We start from the raw sequence: 21,679 nt of genomic DNA, 5'->3' as shown, positions 1-21,679 counted from the left end.
ACTACCCCGAAAGGTTGGGCTGCCATGGCCGCCAACGTCTACTACGAGGCTGACGCCGATTCCTCCATCATCCGCGGTCGAAAGGTCGCCATCATCGGCTACGGCTCGCAGGGCCACGCTCACGCTCTGAACCTCAAGGAGTCGGGCGTCGACGTGTGCGTCGGGCTGCGCGAAGGTTCCTCCTCGAAGGCCAAGGCCGAGAACGCCGGGCTCACGGTGAAGACGATCGACGACGCCTCCGAGTGGGCCGACGTGATCATGATCCTCGCTCCCGACACCGAGCAGAAGACCATCTTCGACAACCACATCGCCTCGCACCTGAAGCCGGGCGACGCCATCGCCTTCGCTCATGGGTTCAACGTGCGGTTCGGTCGGATCACGGCGCCCGAGGGTGTCGACTCGATCATGATCGCCCCCAAGGGTCCCGGCCACCTCGTGCGCCGCACCTACACCGAGGGCGGCGGCGTACCGGCGCTGATCGCGGTCGATCAGGACGCGACGGGCAACGCCAAGGCGCTCGCGATGTCGTACGCCGACGCGATCGGCGGCGCCCGCGCCGGCGTGATCGAGACCACGTTCCCCGAGGAGACCGAGACCGACCTGTTCGGCGAGCAGGTCGTGCTGTGCGGTGGCCTCACCAAGCTCGTGCAGTACGGCTTCGAGACGCTGACCGAGGCCGGCTACGCGCCGGAGATGGCGTACTTCGAGTGCCTCCACGAGGTGAAGCTGATCGTCGACCTCATGTACGAGGAGGGGATCGCCGGCATGCGGTACTCGATCTCCGACACGGCCGAGTACGGCGACCTGACCCGTGGCCCGCGCATCATCACGGAGGACACCAAGGCCGAGATGAAGAAGATCCTCGGTGAGATCCAGTCGGGCCAGTTCGCCGACGAATGGGTGGCCGAGAGCGAGTCGGGCCGTGAGAACTACCACCGCATGCAGGACGAGGGCAAGACGCACCCGATCGAGGTCGTCGGCGCCCAGCTGCGTTCGATGATGCCGTGGATCAGCGCCGGCAAGCAGTCCGTCTCCGAAGCCTCCGGCGGCTGAGACGGGCCAGATCGTCCGATTGCTGCGTTGCGCTTCACCGCTCGTTGCCCATCAGGCAACTCGGGTTCATCGCGCCTTGCACTCGAACGATCTGATCCCGTCTCAGCAATCTCAGAATGGGTCATCACACGTTGGGATCGGCGTGTGATGACTCGTTCTCGAACCCAGGGAGTGCTCCTTCATGAGTGACGTCGACGGTGTGTCCGAGGTAGGTCGGCACGCGGGGTCGGACGACCGGCCCGTCGGTGACCCGGTTGCTGATCGGGTGCATCGGGCGACCGTCGAGTTCGGGCTCGATGCTGCCTCGGCGGAGCGGTTGGAGGCGGTGGTCGATGCGGCGGGTGATGTGCCCGATGATCTCTCCGACGTCATCGAGTCGCTGGGCGACCCCGACATCGCGGAGGCGGCGTGGACCCGATGGAGTGACGACGATCAGCTCGGAGAGCCGCTCGATGCACTGATCGACCGACTCGGTGAGCTCGAAGATCCGTCGGCGGGTGTCGCCTGGCTGCGGGCCCGTCATCTCGCCTGGCACGGTCACACCGATGCCGCGATCGAGTTGCTCGCCGCCGCCCGCTCGTCGGGGAACCGGCTCGTGCTCGCCGACCTCGGCGCGGTCGAAGCCGACCGAAGCAACGCCACGGCGGCGCGCGAACTGCTCCGGGAGGCCGGGGCCGATGTCGACATCGACCTCGACACGGCGTTCGATCCGCACGCCGCCGATCGAGGGTTCGCTCAGGAATTGGCCGAGGAGATCGCGCCCTTCGCCGCCGTGCGGCCGAGACCGATGGCCGGACGGAACGATCGCTGCCCGTGCGGGTCTGGCAAGAAGTACAAGCAGTGTCACCTGGGCCGCGAACTGCACCCGATCGCCGACCGGGCCGGTTGGCTGTACGTCAAGCTGATGCGGTTCATGCAGGTCAATGCGGCGCTGCTGCCGGCGTCGATCGGCGACGAGATCGTCGACGGGGTCACCGATCCGGAGCTGAGCCGGATGGTCCATGACTCCTACCTCACGGTCGATCTCGCCCTGTTCGAAGGTGGCGTGGCGCAGCGGTTCCTCGATGCCCGTGGAACCTTGCTCCCGTCCGATGAAGTGGAACTCCTGCGGTCGTGGATCGACGCCACCCGCTCGGTCTACGAAGTCGAGCGGTCACGCGCGGGCACGATGGACGTCATCGACCTCGCCGACCGCTCGCGCCGGACCGTGGTCGACACCCTGCCCGACGCACCGCTCGAGGCCGGCTGGAAGATCATCGGTCGACTCGTTCCGGTCGGCAGCGGATACCGGGCGTACGGCGGGTTCCTGCCCGTCAACGACGACATGGCCCCGGCGATGCTCGAAGGGTTCGCGAGCCGTGAGCTCGAGACCGTGACGCTCGCGATCGGTCAGATCTTCGAGAGCGCGGCGACGCACGACGAACTCCGCGAGGCGTTCGACGAAGGGCTCGACATGAGCGCCCTCGACGAACTGCTGGCGGAACTCGGCGGTGCCGGCGACACGGGCGAGGCCGAGCCGACCGACGGGGAGAGCGGCGTCAGCTGACGGCGACGCGGCAGGCGAGACGCATCATGTCGTCGACGCCTCGCTTGAGGTCGTCGTCGCTGATGCGCGTGGTGTCGCCCGACTCTTCGAGGATGTCGGACACGGTCATCATGGCGAGCGCCTCGATGCCGTGGATCGCAGCGACGGTGTACATCATCGCTGCCTCCATCTCGACCGCGATGTGACCCGTGCGCTTCCACCGGGCGAACGTGCCGGGATCGGGGTCGTAGAACACGCCGCTGGTCAGGATCGTTCCGACGTGCACGGTCGCACCCTGCTCGCGGCTGAGTCGGGCCGCGGTCTCGGCGAGCTCGAACGTTGCCGTCGGCGCGTACGAGTCGATCTGTGCGTACCGCAGGGGGGTCGCATCCTCGGCGGTCGCGGCGATGCCGATCACGGTGTCGCCCATCTGCATCCCGTCCTTCAGGCCACCGCTGGTGCCGACCCGCACGAGCCGCTGGGCGCCGAGCATGACGAGTTCTTCGAACACGATGCCGGCTGACGGGCAACCCATGCCGGTCGTCTGCACGCTGATCGGCTTGCCCTCGAACGTGCCGGTGAAGCCGAGCATGCCCCGCTCTTCGTTCACGGTCCGATAGCCGGGATCGAAGAACGTCTCGGCGATGTACGCGGCGCGACGGGGGTCGCCGGGGCAGAGGACGTTCGGGGCGTAGTCGCCGGGTTCGGCGCGCAAGTGGATCGGCATGCCCTCAGCGTAGAGTCGGACGGCAGCAAATCGAAAGGGAGGCGCATCGTGGCGACACAGATCGGAGAGGGCTCGGCCGGCGACGGCGTCGACGGCATCCGGGTCACCACCGTCCTCGGCGAGCGCGAGGGGCCGGTCGGAACCGCGTGGGCGACGGCGATCGCGACACCGACGATGGGGCACTCGCCATTCGTGGTCGTCGCCAAGCCGAACCTGCCCGTGGTGCCGGTGACGCTGCTCGTTCCGGCCATCGGTGTGAGCGACCAGCGCCATGCCGACCTCACGCTCGGCGCGGCGCAGGCGGGTGTCGCAGCGGCCGTGCTCGACCTGCAGATGGACGATCCCGATGGTGACCACTGCCTGATCGTGTCGGTGTGGGTGCCGCCGGGGGCCGAGTCGGAGGAAGCGGTCTTCGAGCACACCCGTGACGCGACGATGGCGTCGCTGAAGCAGGGCGCCGCCGGCGGGCCGTGGCATCCGTACCTGACCGCCGTCGAGACGCCGGAGAATCCCCACTTCCGTCGGCAACGGCGCTGATCGAATCCTGGTCGGCCGGGCCGACTCCGACTCGTAGGATGGTCGACCGTGCTGCACCTGTTTGACACCGCGACCCGAGAGATCCGCGAGCTCGCCCTGCGCGAGCCCGGGAAGGTCAGCATCTACCTGTGCGGTCCCACCGTCTATGCCCCGCCCCACATCGGACACGGTCGACAGAACATCGTCTACGACGTGCTGGTGCGCTATCTCCGGTGGACCGGCCTCGACGTGCGCTTCGTCTCGAACGTCACCGACATCGACGACCAGATCATCAAGCGGGCCAACGCCGAGGATCGCCCGTGGCAGGAGATCACACAGAAGTGCGAGCGGGTCTGGTTCGACGCACAGGCCCGCATGGGTGTGGCGCGGCCCGACGACACGCCGCACGCGACCGAATACGTCGACGAGATGGTGGCGATGATCGGTGAACTGGTCGACGCCGGCCAGGCCTACACGACCGACGACGGCGTCTACCTCTCGGTCGAGGCGGTGCCCGACTACGGCATGCTCGCCCACCAGTCGCTCGACGACATGCTCGCCGGTGGCGGCGACCGTGAGGTGCTCGGCGCCGACCAGAAGCGGCACCCGGCCGACTTCGTGCTCTGGAAGTTCTCGAAACCGGGCGAGCCGGCATGGCCGTCGCCGTGGGGCGATGGCCGGCCCGGTTGGCACAGCGAGTGCGTCGTGATGAGCCTCGACCTCCTCGGCGAAGGCTTCGACCTGCACTGCGGTGGCCAGGACCTCCGATTCCCGCACCACGAGAACGAGCGGGCCCAGGCGGTGGCGCTCGGGAAGCGGTTCGCGAACCACTGGATGCACCACGCGTTCGTGATCGACGCCGAGGGCGAGAAGATGTCGAAGAGCCTCGGCAACGTCTTGAACATGCTCGACCTGCTCGATCAGTACGACGAGCGTGCCTACCGGATGCTGCTCCTGCAGACGCATTACCGCAGCCCGGTCCGGATCAGCCTCGACAGCCTGGAGGCGTCGCAGCGCACGCTCGGCGGCCTCGACTCGTTCGCGGCCCGGTCGGTGATGATCGGCGACGGCGACCCCGACCCGGCGATCCTCGATCGGTTCCGCGCTGCGATGGACGCCGATCTCGACACGCCCGGCGCTGCCGCGCTGCTGTTCGACACGGTCCGCAAGGCCAACGCGCTGATCGACGCCGGTGACAACACGACGGCAGCGCAGGTGGCGGCGACGGTCCGCGAGATGTGCGTCGCCCTCGGACTCGACCTCCGAGCCGCCGCCGACGTGCCCGCCGACATCGCCGCGAAGGCAGCGGCGCTCGACGAGGCTCGGGCGGCGAAAGACTTCGCCGTCGCCGATGCGCTGCGTGCCGAACTGCAGGCCGACGGTTGGACCGTCGAGACCACCAAGGACGGCACCGCGGTCCGACGCTGACCAGGGCCGGCGCGCGCGTAGGCTGGCGGCGCCGTACACGCAGCGTGAACAACTGGGTGGCGCGGCACCCGTCCGCCCCATCCCGTTCGGTCGACGACCGGACGGGCCGCATCGAGAGGTCCGAACTCCGATGAACGTTGCCGTTCGCCCGCGTCGCGACGCCGCCGGCGGTACACCACGGGTTGATCCGGCGCGGGTCGGCCAGGCACAGGCCGGACCGGTCGGCCTGCTGGGGCTGTCGCTCGCCGTGTTCCTCGCCGGTCTCCTCGTGCTGCCGCCGCTCTGGTTGGGACTGGTCGGCGTGGCTCTGGTCGTCGTGGCGGTCCGGGTGCAACACGAAGCGGTCGTCGTCCCTGCACCGTCGAGATCGACTCCCGTGGTCGTCTTCGCCACCGCGGCGGTCGCACTGTGGATCTCGGCGGTGGCGCCGTTCGTGTCCCAGCCGCTCACCGGTGGCGGCTTGCTGCTGGTGGCGACGTTCGCCGTGCTGCCGATCACCGCGGTCGCCGCGTGTGCCGTCCCGGTCGATCGGCGCGTGGCGGTGGTGGTGTGGTGCGGCGCGGCCGCCGGCGCGTCGTTCGCCGGGATCTTCGGTCTCGTCGAGGTCGTCGTGTTCGGGGCGCGTCGTGCCGACGGGACGACGCGCAATGCGATCGTCTTCGGCGATCTGTCGCTGGTGATGGCCCTGCTCACCGTTGTGCTGATGCCACTCGTCCGGTCGGTTGCAGCCGAGGGACGCTACGGCACGCCGGTCGGCCGAGCCGTCGCCAGGTGGCGTCTCATCACGGCAACGGGGGCGATGCTCGGCTTGGCTGCGACCGTGGTGTCCGGCTCCCGCGGCGCGTGGCTCGCGGTACCGGTGTTGGCGGGCGTGCTCGCCGTCCGGCATCGCGACGCGTTGCGCGCCTTGGGCGCCGCCAGACTCGCAGCTGCCTGCGTCGCGATCTCTGTGCTCGTGGTCCGACTCAGTGGCTCGATGCCGATCGATCGCACGCGCTCGGCCATCGGAGAGGTGCGGGCGTACGAGGCGGCACGATCGCCGCTCGACCCTGCGGCGGGCACGTCGATCGGTGCCCGGTTCGAGGCGTGGCGTGCGGCGCTGTGGGCCACGAGCGAGCATGCGCTGACCGGCGTCGGCTGGGGAAATCTGCAGCGGCAGTTCGGCGAGTTGGCGTGGGCTCGCTATCGCAATCCGCGGATCGCGAGGTTCGATCACGCACACCACCAACTCATCAGCGCCGCAGCCAACTCCGGTCTTCCCGGCCTCGTGGCGTGGTGTGCGGTCATGGTGATCCCTGCCCGGTACTTCTGGCGGGCCGCCTGGCATTCATCCGACTCGGATCAGCAGTCGGTGGGTGCCGCCGGCCTCCTGGTCGTGTTCGGCTACGGCGTCTTCGGACTGACGGAGGCGATCTTCGAGCAGTTCGTCCCGCTGACGTTCTTCGCGATCGTGGTCGCCCTGCTCTTGTCGCAGGTCGATCAATCGGCGGAGCGATGGTCGAGGGGTGGTTCGGCGACCGGGTCGAATCGTCGACATCGTGGTCACGGTCACGGGGTGGCCGGCGCGCGACCCGGATCGGAAGTTACCGAAGAGTAGACATCTCGGTTACCGAGGAGTAACTTGGAGGTATGACCGAATTCTCCATGGCGCTGAACGAGGACCAAGTCCAACTCCAGAAGTGGGTGCACGGCTTCGCCGAAGACGTGATGCGACCCAACGCGGAGGAATGGGACGAGCGTGAAGAGTTCCCGTATCCCATCGTGCAGCAGGCCGCCGAGATCGGTCTCTACGGCTGGGAGTTCCTGGCCGAGGGCATGATGAACGACCCGTCGGGTCTCACCCTGCCGGTCGCGATCGAGGAGCTGTTCTGGGGCGACGCCGGCATCGGCATGGCGATCATGGGCTCCGCCCTCGCCGCCGCCGGCATCTCGTCGTCGGGTACGCCCGAGCAGGTGCTCGAGTGGGTGCCGCAGTGCTACGGCGACGCCGCCGACCTCAAGCTGGGTGCGTTCGCTGCCAGCGAGCCCGATGCCGGCTCCGACGTGGGTGGCTACCGGACCAGCGCGGTGTACGACGAGGCCAAGGACGAGTGGGTGCTCAACGGGACCAAGGCATGGATCACCAACGGCGGCATCGCCGACATCCACGTGGTGGTCGCGGTCGTCGACCCCGAACTGGGTTCGAAGGGGCATGCCAGCTTCATCGTCCCGCCGGGAACCAAGGGCCTGTCGCAGGGGCAGAAGTACAAGAAGCACGGCATCCGGGCCAGCCACACCGCCGAGGTCGTGCTCGACGACGTACGGGTCCCCGGCCGCTGCCTCCTCGGTGGCAAGGAGAAGCTCGACGAGCGTCTCGCCCGGGTGCGCCGAGGCGAGAAGGGCAACGCGCAGGCCGCGATGCAGACCTTCGAGGCGACTCGCCCGTCGGTCGGCGCGCAGGCGCTCGGTATCGCCCGCGCGGCCTACGAATACTCGCTGGAGTACGCCAAGGAGCGCCACGCGTTCGGTCGTCCGATCATCATGAACCAGTCGATCGCGTTCATGCTGGCCGACATCGCCACCGAGATCGACGCCACCCGCGGTCTGATCTGGCGGGCCGCCTGGCTCGGCAAGCAGAAGAAGTTCGTCAACGCCGAAGGGTCGATGGCCAAGCTGAAGGCCGGTCGGGTCGCCACCTGGTCGACCGAGCGTGCGATCCAGATCCTCGGGGGCTACGGCTACACCCGCGAGTATCCGGTCGAGCGCTGGCACCGCGACGCGAAGATCCACGACATCTTCGAAGGCACCGAGCAGATCCAACAGCTGGTGATCAGCCGGGCGATCTCCGGCCTGCGTATCGAGTAAATTTCGGGTTGGGTTCGATCGGCGTCGATAGCCGCCGATCGTCCATCCCTAGTTTCATCCCTAGTGATTCGCGCTGGCGAGTGTGACACCCCCGGCGTAGTGTCGTCGCCGTGGCGACGATGCGCGAGAAGCAGCCGGGCGTGTGGGAGGTCCGCGTTTTCACGGGCAACGACGCCCGCGGACGCCCCACGCAGATCTCGCGCACCGTGCGCGGGTCGAAGCGTGACGCGCAGCGCCTGGCGGCGCAGCTCGAGGTCGGTCCGGGGAGCGCGTCGCCCGCGGGTCGTCGGGTCGAGGACGTGCTCGACGCGTGGGTCGACCAGAACATCGACACGTGGGCGCCGGCCTCGGCGCGCGATCAGCAGAGCCGGGTGCGGTCGATCAAGCAGGACAGGATCGCCCGCATCCCGATCGCGCAGCTCTCGATCGCCGATGTCGAGCGCTGGCACACCCGGCTGCGCCGGGCGGGGATGAAAGACGCCGGCATCCGCAATCAGCACGGCGCGCTGAGCGCGGCGTTCGGTCAGGCGGTCCGGTGGGGCTGGGTGAGCCAGAACGTGGTGGCGCTCGCTCAGCGCAAGACGTCGAAGAAGCAGCCTAGGGGAGTGATGTCGCTCGACGATGTGCGGGCCGTGATCGCCGCCGCCGAGTCGTTCGATCCGGCTGCCGCCTTGGCGTTACGAATCGCCGCGATGACCGGCGCTCGGCGTGCCGAGCTCGCGGCGCTCCGGTGGACCGATGTCGACGACGACGGGATGCTCACGATCGACTCGGCGATCGAAGTGATCCGCCACGAGGTCGCGCCACGCGAGTTGCGAGATGCGCCGACCAAGACGGCGAACGCCCGACGGCTGACGCTCGACCCGACGACACATGCGGCGATCTGGGAGCTGCGCCGCGAGCGGGAGCAGTACGGCCCGTGGATGTTCGGAGTGGGGGAGGAGATGTGCGCTCCCGATCGGATCGGTTGGTGGTGGACGCGGGCGCGCAAGCTGTCGGGCATCGACAAGAAGTGGCGGCTGCATGACCTACGCCACTGGTCGGCCACCGTCGCCATCGGCCAGGGCCACGACGTTCGCACCGTTGCGAATCGTCTCGGCCACTCCAACCCGGCGATGACCTTGCGCGTCTACGCCCACGCCTTCGCAGCTGCCGACCAGAAGCTCGCCGCGAGCTTGGCCGACCTCCTCGACGCAGAGCTGGACGAGTGAAGTTGATTCCTTGTCTCGGGCTTCAGCTGACGGTGAATAGTCTTGCTGTGTCCCGACAACAGGTGTGCTGGTGCGCCCGAGGCTTCGGCCGAACCGGCGGGAGTACAAGGCGGGTCACGGGGTGCTCGCACGCGTGGCACACGATCGGTGTCCTGAATAGTCCTCGCCGGAGCCAGCCATGCGTTGACGCGCCCGTCGGTGACGTTGCGCGTCTCCGCCCGCGCCTGACCAGCTGCCGACCAGGAGATAGCGGCGAGCCCGGCCCACATTCTCGACCCGGACACTGTTGGAACGTGGTTCGGTTGGCCGCCGGTCACGTTGTTGACATTGTCTACGGACCGGGTACAGTCTGATGGCGGAGCGCAAGACGCATCCGAAGAAGGAGATCGAGAAGGCGCTCCGAGAGGCTGAGCAGGCGGGGCTGGTCGTGACCGACGCATCCGGTGGCGGTCACTCAACCCACGTCATCAGCGGAGACCAACCGCATCCGTTCCGGGTGTGGTCGACACCCAAGAATGCCGACAATCACGCCAAGCAGATCAGGCGCCACATTCGCCGCAATACCCGAGACGAGACGTGATGGACACCTACAACTTCATCTTGATCCTCGATCGAGCGGTCGACGAGGCGACCAGCGACCGTCTCTTCGAAGCTGGTCTCGACGATGCCGCTGTCACCTCGTTCGACGGGAACGCCGCGCTCGACGTCGACCGAGATGCGCCAGGTCTCCTCGAGGCCATTGCCTCCGCAGTCCGACAGGCCGAGTCGGTGGATGGTGTGCGGGTCGTCCGCGTCGAGGGCGAAGAACTCGTTTCGCAATCCGACATCGCCGAACGGACAGGTCGCAGTCGGCAGGCCGTCAACCACTGGATCAAGCGGGACGCAGACAGCTCCGGGTTCCCGCCTCCCGCGTACGGGGCGTCGACGAGATCACCGTTGTGGCGTTGGTCGGACGTGCAGTCATGGCTCGACGATGATCCGTCGGCGGATGATCGAGGTCGCATCATCGCCCTGGCGAACGCGACCCTGCTCGCGCGCCACAACCTCCACGGAGACGACGAGCGGCGGCTCGTCGGCGACCTGCTGACAGCCAGCTGATCCGCTCGATCGGAGCTGGCTTTTCGGCACGGGCCCCGAACGCGCAGAACCCGGTTCCCCTACCTACGGGCAGGCAACCGGGTCCACTTCCTACGGGTACTCACCCGAGGCCCTCTCAGCATGCGCCGAGAAGCGCGCGATCGCAAGGTGGTTCTGCTCGGACCCGCCCGGATCGACCTGCGCTGTTGCCCGGCGGACGCTTCGGTGCAATGGGGTGTCGGGGTCTGCGCGTAGAGGAGTCCTAGCCTCGGGAGGTCATGGGCTCACACTCGGAGCGCCGGTTCGCTCGCCGCCGTCAGCAATGCGTCACGTTCTGACACTGGTCGACGGCCGGGTCGTTGTCATCGCTGCGGTGCTCTTCGGGGTGTCGGCGCTGGCGGCCGTCGCGGTTCGAAGGCGCGGAGGCCCAGCCTGGCGTCTCTTCCTGGCGCTTGCCGGCACCGTCCTCATCGCCACCATGACGATCGCTAACCGCGGCATCGTCGTCTCCGACGAGGGCCTGGCGTACGACCTCACGTGGTGGAGCCGCAACTGGGACGCGCTTCCCGGCCTCGTCGGCGGTGACATCGGCTGGTGGCTGAACGTCGCCCTGTTCGTACCGGCCGCGACCGGTTGGACGGTTCTCACAGGCCGACCCGCCGTTGTGTCGGGCGTGCTCGTGGCCCTCGTCTTGGCAATCGAGACGCTCCATGCCACCGTGCTGTCCGGTGCCGGCGACCCGACCGATGTCGTCGCCAACGTACTTGGGATCGCGATCGGCGTTGGCCTGGCCATGACGACCCGAAACGCGCAGAACCCGGCTCCCCTACCCTTCCGGTAGGCAACCGGGTCCACTTCCTCCAGCGCTTTGCCGGAGGCATCACCAGTGTGCGCCGGAACTGGTCGCGCTGCAAGCGCAAATCGGCGCCCGACGCGCATGAGCCTCGGCTCCGACGATCACCAAGCGGTGTCGCCGGCTCCTCCGAGGCTCTACTTCATCAAGGCTCACGACGCCCGGTGCCGACGCGATTCTCGCCGCAACCGTCGACCGGCACAAGGTGGTTCGCGGACGACCGCAGTCGAGAGGCTCCTCGCATCCGCGCACCGGGCCTCAATCAGCGGCGCGCAGTGACGCCCGTGTGTGCCATTCATGGTCGATGTCGCGCATCAGAAGTGCGTTGTCGAACTCGACCACTCCCCGCGGGAACGAGGATCGGTCGTCGAAGAAGCTGGACTCGACGCGCGACACATCGAGCGGCGACACCTGCCATTGATCGGTGCGGAGCTCGAGCCCATCGAAGCAACCCCCTTCCCGCGTGTCGGAGAAGCCAAGCGAGCCGGCCTCGAAGAACGAGGAGGCTTCGGCGAGGCTCGCGAACACCGAGTTGTCGGGCAGACCTTCCCCGACCGCGCTCTCAACCGCGAGTCGCGTCTCGCCATCGTCGCTCCGCATCGTGACGTCGAACCGACCGCCGGTCTCGACGCTGGTGAAATCAGCGTGGTGGTGTGCTCCGGGGAACAGCCGGCCACCGACCAACACGTTGAGGCGTGAGTTCGTATCTCGCCGAGGGATGTAGACGGCGTTCGAACCGTCGGGGAGCTTGACCGCGACGCGGTGAGCGGCGTTCTCCGAGCGGAAGCCCCACTCGCCAGGGAGAAACGCCGGACGAAGATGGGCGAGCCGGATGAGGCAGACCCCTGCGATGCCGACGCCATCGACGAGTTGCGGCGTGAACGGCTCGGGGAGAACGAACGACAACGCATCGGGGTCGACGCGAAAGTTGACCAAGATACGGCGCTCGATGATGCCGCGAATCGTTGGGATCCTCACGTCGTTCAGGCTACGGGGGAGGCAGCTGCGCGTCTGAGGACCGTGTCCTCGATCTCGGGACAGCCGCACGCGCAGTGACGTTCGTCACATGCGACCGTCCGTTTCGTGTCCACTGATGTCCTCTGGTGTGCGCTGGTATCCACTGGTGCCAGCCCGTCCAGAGGCGCTCGATTGCGGCCCCTTGTCGGGCGAATGCCAGACGTGTAATTCAGATGGCCCATGTCGTCGCTGGATCACGTCGCCGGGCCGGGGGAGCGCGAGCTCCTCACGGTGCAAGAGGCGACCGACTACCTGCGCATCGGCCGCTCGCTCGGCTACCAGCTCGCCCATGAGTATCTGAACTCGGGCGGCACGTCGGGGCTGCCGGTGATCCGGTTCGGAGAGAAGTGCTACCGGGTTCCTCGGTGGGCGCTCGTCGAGCTGGCGACGACGGGCCGGGTCGTGAGGCTCTGCGATGCGGAGGCGCCCACGTCGGGAGCCTCCGGTGCCCGCTGAGCTGACCCGCCGGTCGATCGTCGTCGGACCGAAGGCGCACGAGCTCCGCCGCTACGTCGGCTCGATCTCGTGGGCGGTGCTCGAGGAGATGATGCACGTCGCCACCGGCCCGTCCGATCGTCTCGTCGCCGAGGTGTCGATCCGCTCACTGGCCGACTCACTCGGCGTGGCGAAGGACACCGTCGCACGAGCCGTCCGCCGGCTGCGCGACCTCGGCGTCATCGAGGCCGATCAGCGGCGCGCCGACAGCGGCATGTTCCAGACCGGCGTCTACCGACTCGCGGTCCCCGCCGCCTGCCTCACCGTCGCACCCGCGGCCACACCAGCGGAACTCACCCGGCCACCCGCATCCAGCGAGCGCGCGACCCGCCGCACGACCGGCCAACTCGCGCTCACCCTCGACGCCTGATCGGCCGATCCCTCATGACCGAACCCACGTCACCCAACCCGGAACCTCGAACTGACAGACAGGTGCCCGCGGGCGGTCGGGAACTGCTGTGATCCGGGTGACGAGGATCTATGCGGCGTCGGCGGGGGCGTCGGCTCGCTACTACACCGGCTACCTGACCGAGCCCGATGGCGAGTTGCCGGGACGGTGGACCGGCCGGCAGGCGGCGTCGTTCGGGCTCGGCGGTGAGGTGTCGACCGAGGCGCTCGAGTTGCTGCTGTCGGGCCGGCATCCGGTCGCCGGTCAGGTCCTCGGGCGTGAGTTGTTGGATCGGGTTGATCGGCACGGCAACGTGACGAAGGCGGTGGCTGGGTATGACGCGACGTTCTCGGCGCCGAAGTCGCTGTCGGTGCTGTGGGCGCTCACCGGCGACGACGGTCTCGCCGAGTGCCACGACCGCGCCGTCGACGCGGCGGTGGCGATGATCGAGCAGTACGGGTCGACGACCCGCATCCGTTCGAACGGGACACGGCTCCACCCTGACACCGCTGGGTTGACCGCGGCGGTGTTCCGCCAGTCGACGAGCCGTGCCGATGACCCGCAGTTGCACACCCATGTCGTGGTCTCGGCGAAGGTGCAGACCGACGACGGCCGCTGGTGGGCGCTCGACGCCCGGGTGTTGAAGCGGTATCAGCAGACGTTCGGCTACGTGTACCAGTCGGTGCTGCGTGCCGAGCTGACCACCCGGTACGGGGTGGCGTTCGACGAGATCGTGAACGGCCAGGCCGAGATCGCCGGAGTGCCGACCGAGTTGTTGCATCAGTTCTCGAAGCGGGCTCACGTGATCGCGGTCGAGATGGACGCCCGGGTCGCCGACTTCATCGGCCGCACCGGTCGTGAGCCGACCGACGGCGAGTACGCGGCGATGGAACGCGAAGCCGCCGCGGACACCCGTGACCATAAGACCGGGCTCGGTGTCACTGATCTGAGGTCGCGGTGGGACCGAGAAGCCGAGAGTGTCGGCTGCGACGCGATCGACCTCGTCGACTCCGTCCGCACGGCAGCGCGAGAGCATGTCGCCGAGACAACTGGGATGTCGGTCGCCGAGGTGTTGGAGGAGCTCGCCGAGCGACGCTCAACATGGAACCGGATGGACGTCCTGCGCACACTCGCGGGCACCGCTCGACCACACCCCGGACACGACGCGACCACCTGGGCGCGAGCGCTCGAGGCCGGTGCCGACACGGTGCTCGACGCCTGCATCGACCTCGACCCGAACATCGCCGACGCGCGTCGGCGCGGGTCTGACGGTCGGTCACTACTGATCGAACCGGTCGCCAACCAGGCCACGAGCGAGCACGTCCTCGCCCAAGAAGAACGCATCATCACCTGGGCGCTCGACGCCCAGTCCGACGACCCGGCACCGTCCACCGCGATCACCGACACCGACCTCGACCCGGGCCAGCACGCCGCGGCCCGGGCGGTCGCCGGCGATGACCGGCTCGTCCTCGTCGTCGGCCCCGCCGGTGCCGGCAAGACGCGAACGCTCGCCGCCGCTGTCGATGACCTTCACACCCACCGGCGCCCGGTGGTCGGCGTGGCCCCGACCGGCAAGGCCGCCGCGGTCCTCTCCCGCGAGACCGGTGTCGCCGCGGACACGATCGCCAAGTTCCTCCGCGACCTCGACCAACCCACCGCCGGCGCCACGTGGTGGGACCCCGGCCCGGGCACGACGGTCATCGTCGACGAAGCCGGCATGGTCCGCACCGCCGACCTCGACCGCCTCGTCGACCACGCCCAACGATCCCAATGGCGGCTCGTGCTCGTCGGCGACCCCTACCAGCTCCAAGCCGTCGGCCGCGGCGGCATGTTCGCCGAACTCTGCGAGACCGGACGCACCGTCGAACTCGACCGACTCCACCGCTTCGAACACCCCTGGGAAGCCACCGCCTCGCTCCGCCTCCGCGCAGGCGACAGCCGAGCCCTCGCCACTTACGCCACGTTCGGCCGCATCCGACCCGGCACCTTCGACCAACACCTCGACACCATCGCCCACCAATGGCAGCAATCGCACATCGCCGGGGAGACGCTGTCGATCACCTCCACCCGCAACGAACACGTCACCGCCATCAACAATCACATCCAGAACGCACGGCTGCTCACTGGTGAGCTCGACACGGTGACCGCCACCCGAATCGCCAGCGGTTCCGTGATGGTCGGCGACGTCGTCGCCACCCGCCACAACGACCGACGCCTCCGCACCACCACCGGCGACCACGTCCGCAACCGCCACCGCTGGACCGTCACCCACACCAGCGACGCCGGCATCACCGTGACCCGCCTCGGCGGACACGGCACCATCACCCTGCCCGCCGACTACGTCCGCCAACACGTCGAACTCGCCTACGCCACCACCGAACACGGCGCCCAAGGCGACACCGCCGACCGCAGCATCACCCTCGCCACCAACGCCACCAGCGGCCGCAACCTCTACGTCGGCATGACCCGCGGCCGCACCAACAACACCACCCTCGTCGTCACCCAAACCCACGACCTCACCGAAGCCATCAACATCCTCAACACCGCCGTCACCCTCGACCGCACCGACCTCCCCGCCATCGCCCAACGTCGATCGCTGGCCCAACAAGCGGGACCGGCCCGAGCGCCGCAGCCGTCGAACCGAGACCTGCGCGACCAACTGCGAGCGACGGGCGCCCGCCACCACGAGGTCCGGCCCGAACCTCCCGACCTCGGTATCGGCCTATGACAGCGCAAGCCGAAGCGAGAGCGTCAGTGATCTACTCCCCGTCAGCCCGCTCCGGGCGAACGGTAGTGGACCCAGCGAAGTCGCCGAGCCACTCGCCATCGTCGGCTGACCGCATGAAGAAGGGACGCTCGGTGGGTACGTGCGTCGCGAGAAGCCGGAAGAGGTTCTCGGCCTTGGCTCCCGTCATGTATCCATCGGTGGAGGTGGCAAGGAGTTCGTCAATCGTCCTCACCGCCATGCGATCGAACCGATGGTCGCATGCTCGGCCCCGTGCGATCATCTCGAGCATCACCTCGTCGTGCCAGTTCCATGCTTGCGCCGCAACGAGGGCGGATGCCCACGCGACCGCATCATCGCGTGCAGTGATGGCGGCGACGAGCGCCGTGTCTGGGTGAGTCGGCAACTCGCGCATGTGCTGAGTCATCCACTCCCAGGCGGGTGCGAATAGGCCGTCGAGATCCAAGATCGAAGTGATGTCGTACCGGGAGTCGCCGCGATCGCTCCCAGTGTCCGACCAACGTTGAAGGGCGGCGGCCGTGTCGCGGCTTTGTTCGCGACTGTCACTCAATGCGATCACGCTGCTACACACGATCATGAGCAGATGCTCTGCGACCGTTGGGTCACCGCGCTTGGCCACAACATCGTCGATCAGCTGCCGAGCGTCGGCGTAGTGCCCGCTGAACAGCGCTGCCTCGGCGTGTTCTTCTGCGAGCAACAGCGGATCGCCCGACAGCGTGGCTGCTTGCTCGTAGGCTTGGGCAGCGCGACCGGTTTCGCCGACGCTGAGGAGTGCTCGTGCTGTGCCGATCCAGTAGTAGCCGCGTCCGAGATAGCGGTCGCTCTCGTGAAGGCATCGATCGAAGAGCCGGACCGCCGATGTGAACGCCCCCACTGTGGAGCAGATCGTCGCCATGTTGAAACACATCGTGGATCGGTCGTCGCCGTCGGGCGTGGCCTCGATCCAGCGGTCGGCAATAGAGATCAACCGATCCGTGTTGTCCGATGGGTGCGTGGCCTCGTGGACCACGCGGGCGAGGGCGGCTGCCAGCTGGCCATGCACGCCGTGGGCTTGTGCGAAGTCTTCGAGGAGGTCGATCCCGAGTCCTGCATCGCCTCCGGTCGCGCTCAAGGTCGCCGCGAGTGTGAGCCACTCGGGATCGTTGAGTGGTGCGGCGTCGCGGCAGTTGCGAAGAATCCGGAGGGCCTCCGTCCATCTCCCCATGCGACCGAAGCACAGTGCAAGCGATAGCAGCAGCGTGGCTGCATCAGCTGGGTCGGGCTGCTCACCATAGAAGTAGACACCGATCGGCCCACCGAGGCTCGCTCCGGAGCGATGATCGTCGACCGTGAACCTCGGCTCCGTTGTACGGTCCGGGACGATGAGCACCTCGTCGCCGTTCATGCGAGCGCGCAGCTCAGCGTTGATCCGCGCAGCGGTCGACGATTGGCAACGATCGCCGATCAATGACAGCTCGAGCGGGAGTTCTACGGAGCGCTCCCGCGCATCTCGAAAGGATCGGACGTCCTCGACAAGCGCGTCCCAGCAATCGCCACCATTGGTCAGCAGGTGGCGGTCATCGAAGTGGAACCAGGCTTGAGCCTGGAGACCGTTCTCCACGTCGTTGGGGCGGTTGTGAGCCCATCGGCCATAGAGCGAATCGGTGTCAGCGCGATAGCGCACGACCAACACTGGGTATGGCTTCAGCCACCAGTAGTGCAGGGTTGACCATCTGATCCCGACGCTCATCGCCCGAGCGGTCTCGTCGTCGGTGGCCTTGTACTGCACGCCAAAGTCGAAGCCCGTTGGAACGGCCGAACCCGGGTTGCCTGGGTCGAGTTCAAACACCTCAATGTGGCGGTCAATCCCGTAGTCCTTGTCGGGTTTCGTCTCGATCCACTGCTCCGGCATCGCCCAGGCGAAAGCTCGTTCCGACACCGACTCCAGAACGTGACTCCGGCCGCGTCGAGGAAGGTCATCGCCAATGCTCATGTCCGCCATACTCTCATCTGCCGTACGCAGCGGGTCTCCGTTCCATCGAGCCTTGGCCCTTTGGGTACGAGAGGCCCGCGTGCTGGTGCGTGTCACCTCCTCGGAGGCGGTGCTCGTCGCAATGCGCGAGGTCAGGGTTCCTCGACGGTCCAGTCATAGATCTTCGGCAGTGCCTGTTCAGTCATGTCTTCGAAATAGCCAGCGATGGAGTACATCCCGAACTGCGGCGGATGGCCTTCGCTGCGATGAAGCAGATGCCCGTTGCTATCGACGAGATACAGCCAACTGCTTCTTCGGTTCACCAAGAGCACCGTGTAGAGCTCACCGGCCCCGGAGTAGCCGAGTGTCGATCCGAGCGCTGGATTCAACTCGCCTGCGTGGACGAGGCGGACGCCTTCGAACTCCTCGCCAACGAGGTCGTGGAGATCGGCGAGGCAGAGGTACGTCATGGCGCCGAGCGAGAGGTGGACGTGGGCCGACCGCCCGGCGATCGTTCGGAGAGCAGACACCAGCGAGTTCACCGACATCTTGATCGCCTGCCACGACAAGACGGCTCCGCCGCCGTAAGTCCCCACCGCGGCGAGGGACTCAAGCACGACCGTCAACGCCCCTGAGTCACCGCCCCACCCGACGCCCGTCGGCTCGGCTCGCACGTCGAGACCGCTCGCGGTCAGAGCTTCGACGATCTCGGCTTCCTCGCGCGGGTCGTTCTCACCGTCGTCACCCCCGCTCGTGTGGATGGTCAATGCGACACCTCCGAACCCGCGCGCGGTCGGCTCCTCGCTGATGCGCTTGAGGCTCGGTCCGATTGCCTGCTGAGCTTCGAACGCGTGGTCGGGGCCTCGACTGCTGCTATCGGACGTCATGACCGCACCGTACGTCGCATCGGAGTCACGGGTCAGCGCTCAGGACCCGGCACTCGCCGACGCCCTACCGCTCCGCAAGGCTGTTCAGGTCGCCGAGCGCAGCGAGCAGGACCTGGCGGGCGATCTGCGCAGTCATCATCCGCGGTTCGAAGTTCTCGTGCATCTGTTGTCGAGGATGGATGTAGTTGCGGAAGTTGCGAACGTGGTCGGCATGCTTGAGCACGTCCTCGCCAACGAATCCCAGCGATCGCGACACGGCGATGAGCTCGGCGAGAGTCCACTCGCCGACCGGCTTCGTCTTCCCCCGAACCTTCGGAGCGGACGAACTCGCGGAGAAGGTTGCGGCATTCGCCAGCGCCAGCTCCATGAGGAGGCCCTCAAGGGTGCTGCCCACGAGAAAGATCACCGCGAGCGGCGCGTCCGATGACATGCAGCGTTCGATCTCGTCGAGGCGGGCGCGGACAATCTTCTCAGCAGTCAGCTCGACCGGTAGCGAGCGGAGGTCGAGTTTCGAGAGGTCGCGTTCCAAGAAGGTCAACGTGTCTGCCGACACTGTCGATTCGTTCTCCGCGAACGCGGCGGACAACCCCTCATACGCGCGTGCTTCGAACGGGGTGAGTTCGACATCGCCGGCGAGCTTCTCGAGATGCCAGTGCTCAAGCAGTTCGCGATTGAGTCGAGCAACGTCCGGCCAGGGTTCCGAGATCCAGATCTTCCGCAGGATGGCTGCCTTGGAGCCGTCGTAGCGATCGTACGGATCAAACCCGAGGCACGTCTCGACGAACGCAGCGAACGAAGCGTTGCTGAAGTCGAGGACGTACCCACCTGACATGTCGAACAGCTTCTCCAGCTTCGTCCTGGTTGGGTTGTCGATCTGGTGACCGGCCATCCCACCATTGTCGCCCACCACCCGCGTCCTTGTCGTCAGTTCTAGCTCTTGAACGTCGCCCGCAAGTCGGGTCGCTGGTACGAGTAGCCGACCACGAGCTGGAGCTGGTCGACTCCGTCAAGGTGAAGTGGAGCCTCGAACGTGCCGCCGGAGAAGGGCTCGCCTCGCACCGACACCGTCCAGCCGTGAACGGGTGTTGGGTGGCCGGCGTCGCCTGGTCGCGACTTGCCGATGAACACCCGGTCGAACGGCCCCTCCAACCTGGTGGCGTTCCGAGTGCGCATGAGGTGTACCGCAGCGTTTCTGGGATTCAGCTCCGTGTCGTCCACGCGGTCCTCGATCGGAGCATCGTCGGTCGTGACGTAGAGATCCGTCGCACCGAGGAACAGATTGCTGGTCAGCAGATCCCATCCTCCCCTGGCAAGGATCGTTCCCACGCGGCGGTCGGCTCCCAGGTGGATACGGGCGAGGTCGAGGTAGAGGTCGGACAGATCTGTGAACGCCTGCTCCAGCTCACCGTGGCGCTCGTCGTCTTCGACGAAGGGAAGCCGACTCCCGGCGCCTGCCTTGCTGTGGAACGTGGGTAGCCGCTTGTCCTGATAGATCGAGATGACGAAATCGACGGCTGAGCCCGATGCTGATCGGGTCGCGAACCGTTCCGCGACTTGGCAGCTGGGCACCGTCGCCTCGAGCGCAGCCTTCAGCCAGTGACGTTCATCAAGCCCCGATCCAGCCTTCGGAACCACTGCGTCGAGCACGGATTCCAGAGCGAGGTACATGTTGCGGAACGCGTTCGCAAGATCGTCGCTGCATTGCGCGGCTCGGAAGTAGCGGAAGCTCGGGTGCCAATCGGGGGGCTTAGGTGCCGGCGCGATGAGTTCAGGGGGGATGGCCGCGCGTACTTGCTCCGCCATCCGCTGGAGCGGCGCGGTCACCATTTCGTGATCCAGGTAGCCGTGAACGGTGCAGCGGAGTACGTGCCCCAACTCCTTGGACTCCCACCAGACCAGGTGCTCTTGCTCGCCCCGCAGAGCTCGCAGTTGGAGATGGCTTGGCGACACGACGCTCAAGACGTCGAGCACTCGCTGCACGGCGCGCAGGGACGCGCGGCGCGCGGCGGCGTACCCCGACGCAGAATCGCAAAGGCGGACGACGAGGTGTGGTCGGCCCTGGAAGCCGACGATCTGCGCCACGCGACGGCCGGTCGCGTCGTCTTGAAGGTTGACGTCCCACGGCTGCGTCAGCGGTTCCGACAACCAGAAGACAGCGCCAGCTCGGTGGTCGTCGTCGCGCATGGGCAGTACGCCGAGCGACGAGCCCGCTCGAGCCATCGTCGGAGCGGCCGGGGACTTGGACGCCGGCGGCGCCCCATGGTCGCCTTTCCCAACCGCTGGCAAGTCCGTCATCCCGTCAACTGTAGGGAGACCCTGTGGCAGCGACCCGGAGTACGAGACGGACCCGGGTGTGTCCTGTCGGAACCCGACCGACCGGGAACTACCGCGGGCGCAGCGGATGGACAATGCCGCACCGGCGCCCGCTGCTCGCAGCGACGACGGAAGGGACTGCCGACGCCCCCTCGCCTGACGAGCGTGCACATTCGACTGATCGGGCGAGTCCTACCAGGGCAACCCGGCAGTTGTGAGCGCGACGCCAACCGCCGTCAGCATCAGACCCGCAAATGCCTCGGCGAGTGCCCTTCCATCCACACCGACAGTCGCATCGCGAACTGCGTGGACGGTTCGGTCCGTTTCGCCCAGCCGTTGCTCGACATCGTCGATTCGTTCGTTGAGCTTCCGGTTCGTGTTGTTGACCGCCTGGCGCCATCGAGTGCGCTCGGTACTTGCGTTTGCAGCAAGGTCGTCGACCCGCTGGCGAAGGTATGACACCTGCTCGTCGAGCGGCGCGTCGTGTGGTACTGGTGCTGGTCCGACCGTGATGCTCGGGCTACCCGCGCTTGCCTGAACGGTGACCCCCGCAGGTGTCACGACAACGGACTGCGGAGACGGACGCCCGAACCGCCGACGGATCAGCCGGACTGGCCACGAGAGCGCGTGTCCAATGAGACGCGCCGC

20 protein-coding genes are annotated in these 21,679 nt (G+C 67.3%); 14 read left to right on the top strand and 6 right to left on the bottom strand.

The window, feature by feature from the left end:
* Nucleotides 1–24: 24 nt before the first annotated feature.
* Together ilvC and R8G01_08980 are read left to right on the top strand one after the other, a co-directional pair.
* On the top strand, nt 25–1,053 hold the full coding sequence (gene ilvC / locus R8G01_08985) for a ketol-acid reductoisomerase (GenBank protein ID MDW3214116.1): 1,029 nt from the start codon (nt 25–27) through the stop codon (nt 1,051–1,053).
* A 181-nt stretch (nt 1,054–1,234) separates the two neighbouring features.
* The gene (locus R8G01_08980; protein MDW3214115.1) at nt 1,235–2,599 is read left to right on the top strand and encodes an SEC-C domain-containing protein; all 1,365 of its coding nucleotides are present in this window, start codon (nt 1,235–1,237) and stop codon (nt 2,597–2,599) included.
* Here the strand turns inward: R8G01_08980 and R8G01_08975 are convergent.
* Entirely contained in the window at nt 2,592–3,305 is a 714-nt protein-coding gene (locus tag R8G01_08975; GenBank protein MDW3214114.1) for a hypothetical protein, read from the bottom strand. The genes R8G01_08980 and R8G01_08975 overlap by 8 nt on opposite strands.
* A gap of 48 nt (nt 3,306–3,353) precedes the next feature.
* Between R8G01_08975 and R8G01_08970 the strand changes: the two genes are divergently transcribed.
* The 8 genes from R8G01_08970 to R8G01_08935 all read left to right on the top strand — a co-directional run bounded on the left by R8G01_08970 (nt 3,354) and on the right by R8G01_08935 (nt 11,222).
* Nucleotides 3,354–3,842: a formaldehyde-activating enzyme gene (locus R8G01_08970; protein ID MDW3214113.1), complete on the top strand. Its 489-nt coding sequence runs from the start codon at nt 3,354–3,356 to the stop codon at nt 3,840–3,842.
* 48 nt (nt 3,843–3,890) lie between these two features.
* Nucleotides 3,891–5,249 carry a cysteine--tRNA ligase gene (gene cysS / locus R8G01_08965; protein ID MDW3214112.1) on the top strand — a complete coding sequence of 453 codons (1,359 nt, stop codon included), beginning with the start codon at nt 3,891–3,893 and terminating at the stop codon, nt 5,247–5,249.
* A gap of 130 nt (nt 5,250–5,379) precedes the next feature.
* Nucleotides 5,380–6,846, top strand: coding sequence for an O-antigen ligase family protein (locus R8G01_08960; GenBank protein ID MDW3214111.1), 1,467 nt, complete (start codon nt 5,380–5,382; stop codon nt 6,844–6,846).
* Nucleotides 6,847–6,878: 32 nt separating this feature from the next.
* Complete coding sequence (locus tag R8G01_08955; protein MDW3214110.1) at nt 6,879–8,093, top strand: acyl-CoA dehydrogenase family protein; 1,215 nt, start codon at nt 6,879–6,881, stop codon at nt 8,091–8,093.
* A 119-nt stretch (nt 8,094–8,212) separates the two neighbouring features.
* On the top strand, nt 8,213–9,304 hold the full coding sequence (locus R8G01_08950; protein MDW3214109.1) for a site-specific integrase: 1,092 nt from the start codon (nt 8,213–8,215) through the stop codon (nt 9,302–9,304).
* A gap of 352 nt (nt 9,305–9,656) precedes the next feature.
* A complete protein-coding gene (locus R8G01_08945) occupies nt 9,657–9,884 on the top strand; it encodes a hypothetical protein (GenBank protein ID MDW3214108.1) in 228 nt (75 codons plus the stop codon).
* On the top strand, nt 9,884–10,402 hold the full coding sequence (locus R8G01_08940) for a hypothetical protein (protein MDW3214107.1): 519 nt from the start codon (nt 9,884–9,886) through the stop codon (nt 10,400–10,402). Before R8G01_08945 ends, R8G01_08940 begins: the two co-directional genes overlap by 1 nt.
* A gap of 364 nt (nt 10,403–10,766) precedes the next feature.
* On the top strand, nt 10,767–11,222 hold the full coding sequence (locus R8G01_08935) for a VanZ family protein (protein ID MDW3214106.1): 456 nt from the start codon (nt 10,767–10,769) through the stop codon (nt 11,220–11,222).
* Between the two features lie 270 nt (nt 11,223–11,492).
* On the opposite strand, the gene R8G01_08930 is transcribed toward R8G01_08935, so the two are convergent.
* Nucleotides 11,493–12,212, bottom strand: coding sequence for a DUF2071 domain-containing protein (locus tag R8G01_08930; GenBank protein ID MDW3214105.1), 720 nt, complete (start codon nt 12,210–12,212; stop codon nt 11,493–11,495).
* Between the two features lie 219 nt (nt 12,213–12,431).
* Here R8G01_08930 and R8G01_08925 point away from each other — a divergent pair, with 219 nt between their 5' ends.
* The 3 genes from R8G01_08925 to mobF all read left to right on the top strand — a co-directional run bounded on the left by R8G01_08925 (nt 12,432) and on the right by mobF (nt 15,862).
* The gene (locus tag R8G01_08925) at nt 12,432–12,707 is read left to right on the top strand and encodes a hypothetical protein (GenBank protein MDW3214104.1); all 276 of its coding nucleotides are present in this window, start codon (nt 12,432–12,434) and stop codon (nt 12,705–12,707) included.
* Complete coding sequence (locus R8G01_08920) at nt 12,697–13,116, top strand: winged helix-turn-helix transcriptional regulator (GenBank protein MDW3214103.1); 420 nt, start codon at nt 12,697–12,699, stop codon at nt 13,114–13,116. Before R8G01_08925 ends, R8G01_08920 begins: the two co-directional genes overlap by 11 nt.
* A gap of 97 nt (nt 13,117–13,213) precedes the next feature.
* Nucleotides 13,214–15,862 (top strand): MobF family relaxase, encoded by a 2,649-nt coding sequence (gene mobF / locus R8G01_08915; protein MDW3214102.1) that lies wholly within the window; start codon nt 13,214–13,216, stop codon nt 15,860–15,862.
* A gap of 31 nt (nt 15,863–15,893) precedes the next feature.
* Here the strand turns inward: mobF and R8G01_08910 are convergent, their stop codons facing one another.
* From R8G01_08910 to R8G01_08895, 4 genes are all read right to left on the bottom strand, one after another.
* Entirely contained in the window at nt 15,894–17,852 is a 1,959-nt protein-coding gene (locus tag R8G01_08910) for a DUF4365 domain-containing protein (protein ID MDW3214101.1), read from the bottom strand.
* A 131-nt stretch (nt 17,853–17,983) separates the two neighbouring features.
* Nucleotides 17,984–18,718 (bottom strand): hypothetical protein, encoded by a 735-nt coding sequence (locus R8G01_08905; GenBank protein MDW3214100.1) that lies wholly within the window; start codon nt 18,716–18,718, stop codon nt 17,984–17,986.
* A 64-nt stretch (nt 18,719–18,782) separates the two neighbouring features.
* Nucleotides 18,783–19,607, bottom strand: a complete 825-nt coding sequence (locus tag R8G01_08900) for a hypothetical protein (protein MDW3214099.1) — start codon at nt 19,605–19,607, stop codon at nt 18,783–18,785.
* 41 nt (nt 19,608–19,648) lie between these two features.
* Nucleotides 19,649–20,902, bottom strand: coding sequence for a hypothetical protein (locus R8G01_08895; protein ID MDW3214098.1), 1,254 nt, complete (start codon nt 20,900–20,902; stop codon nt 19,649–19,651).
* A gap of 294 nt (nt 20,903–21,196) precedes the next feature.
* Here R8G01_08895 and R8G01_08890 point away from each other — a divergent pair, with 294 nt between their 5' ends.
* Nucleotides 21,197–21,490, top strand: coding sequence for a hypothetical protein (locus tag R8G01_08890; protein MDW3214097.1), 294 nt, complete (start codon nt 21,197–21,199; stop codon nt 21,488–21,490).
* The last annotated feature ends 189 nt before the right edge of the window (nt 21,491–21,679 follow it).

It is taken from the genome of Ilumatobacteraceae bacterium (genome assembly GCA_033344875.1).
Taxonomy (GTDB): Bacteria; Actinomycetota; Acidimicrobiia; order Acidimicrobiales; family Ilumatobacteraceae; genus Ilumatobacter.
The sequence above is the reverse complement of the archived record's forward strand: the minus strand, read 5'-3'. Positions and strand labels throughout refer to the sequence as shown.

Coding starts and splice junctions, on each gene's coding strand:
- ilvC (MDW3214116.1), top strand. CDS start 25: ATGGCCGCCAACGTCTACTACGAGGCTGACGCCGATTCCTCCATCATC.
- R8G01_08980 (MDW3214115.1), top strand. CDS start 1,235: ATGAGTGACGTCGACGGTGTGTCCGAGGTAGGTCGGCACGCGGGGTCG.
- R8G01_08975 (MDW3214114.1), bottom strand. CDS start 3,305: ATGCCGATCCACTTGCGCGCCGAACCCGGCGACTACGCCCCGAACGTC.
- R8G01_08960 (MDW3214111.1), top strand. CDS start 5,380: ATGAACGTTGCCGTTCGCCCGCGTCGCGACGCCGCCGGCGGTACACCA.
- R8G01_08955 (MDW3214110.1), top strand. CDS start 6,879: ATGACCGAATTCTCCATGGCGCTGAACGAGGACCAAGTCCAACTCCAG.
- R8G01_08950 (MDW3214109.1), top strand. CDS start 8,213: ATGCGCGAGAAGCAGCCGGGCGTGTGGGAGGTCCGCGTTTTCACGGGC.
- R8G01_08945 (MDW3214108.1), top strand. CDS start 9,657: ATGGCGGAGCGCAAGACGCATCCGAAGAAGGAGATCGAGAAGGCGCTC.
- R8G01_08940 (MDW3214107.1), top strand. CDS start 9,884: ATGGACACCTACAACTTCATCTTGATCCTCGATCGAGCGGTCGACGAG.
- R8G01_08925 (MDW3214104.1), top strand. CDS start 12,432: ATGTCGTCGCTGGATCACGTCGCCGGGCCGGGGGAGCGCGAGCTCCTC.
- R8G01_08910 (MDW3214101.1), bottom strand. CDS start 17,852: ATGAGCATTGGCGATGACCTTCCTCGACGCGGCCGGAGTCACGTTCTG.
- R8G01_08905 (MDW3214100.1), bottom strand. CDS start 18,718: ATGACGTCCGATAGCAGCAGTCGAGGCCCCGACCACGCGTTCGAAGCT.
- R8G01_08900 (MDW3214099.1), bottom strand. CDS start 19,607: ATGGCCGGTCACCAGATCGACAACCCAACCAGGACGAAGCTGGAGAAG.
- R8G01_08895 (MDW3214098.1), bottom strand. CDS start 20,902: ATGCGCGACGACGACCACCGAGCTGGCGCTGTCTTCTGGTTGTCGGAA.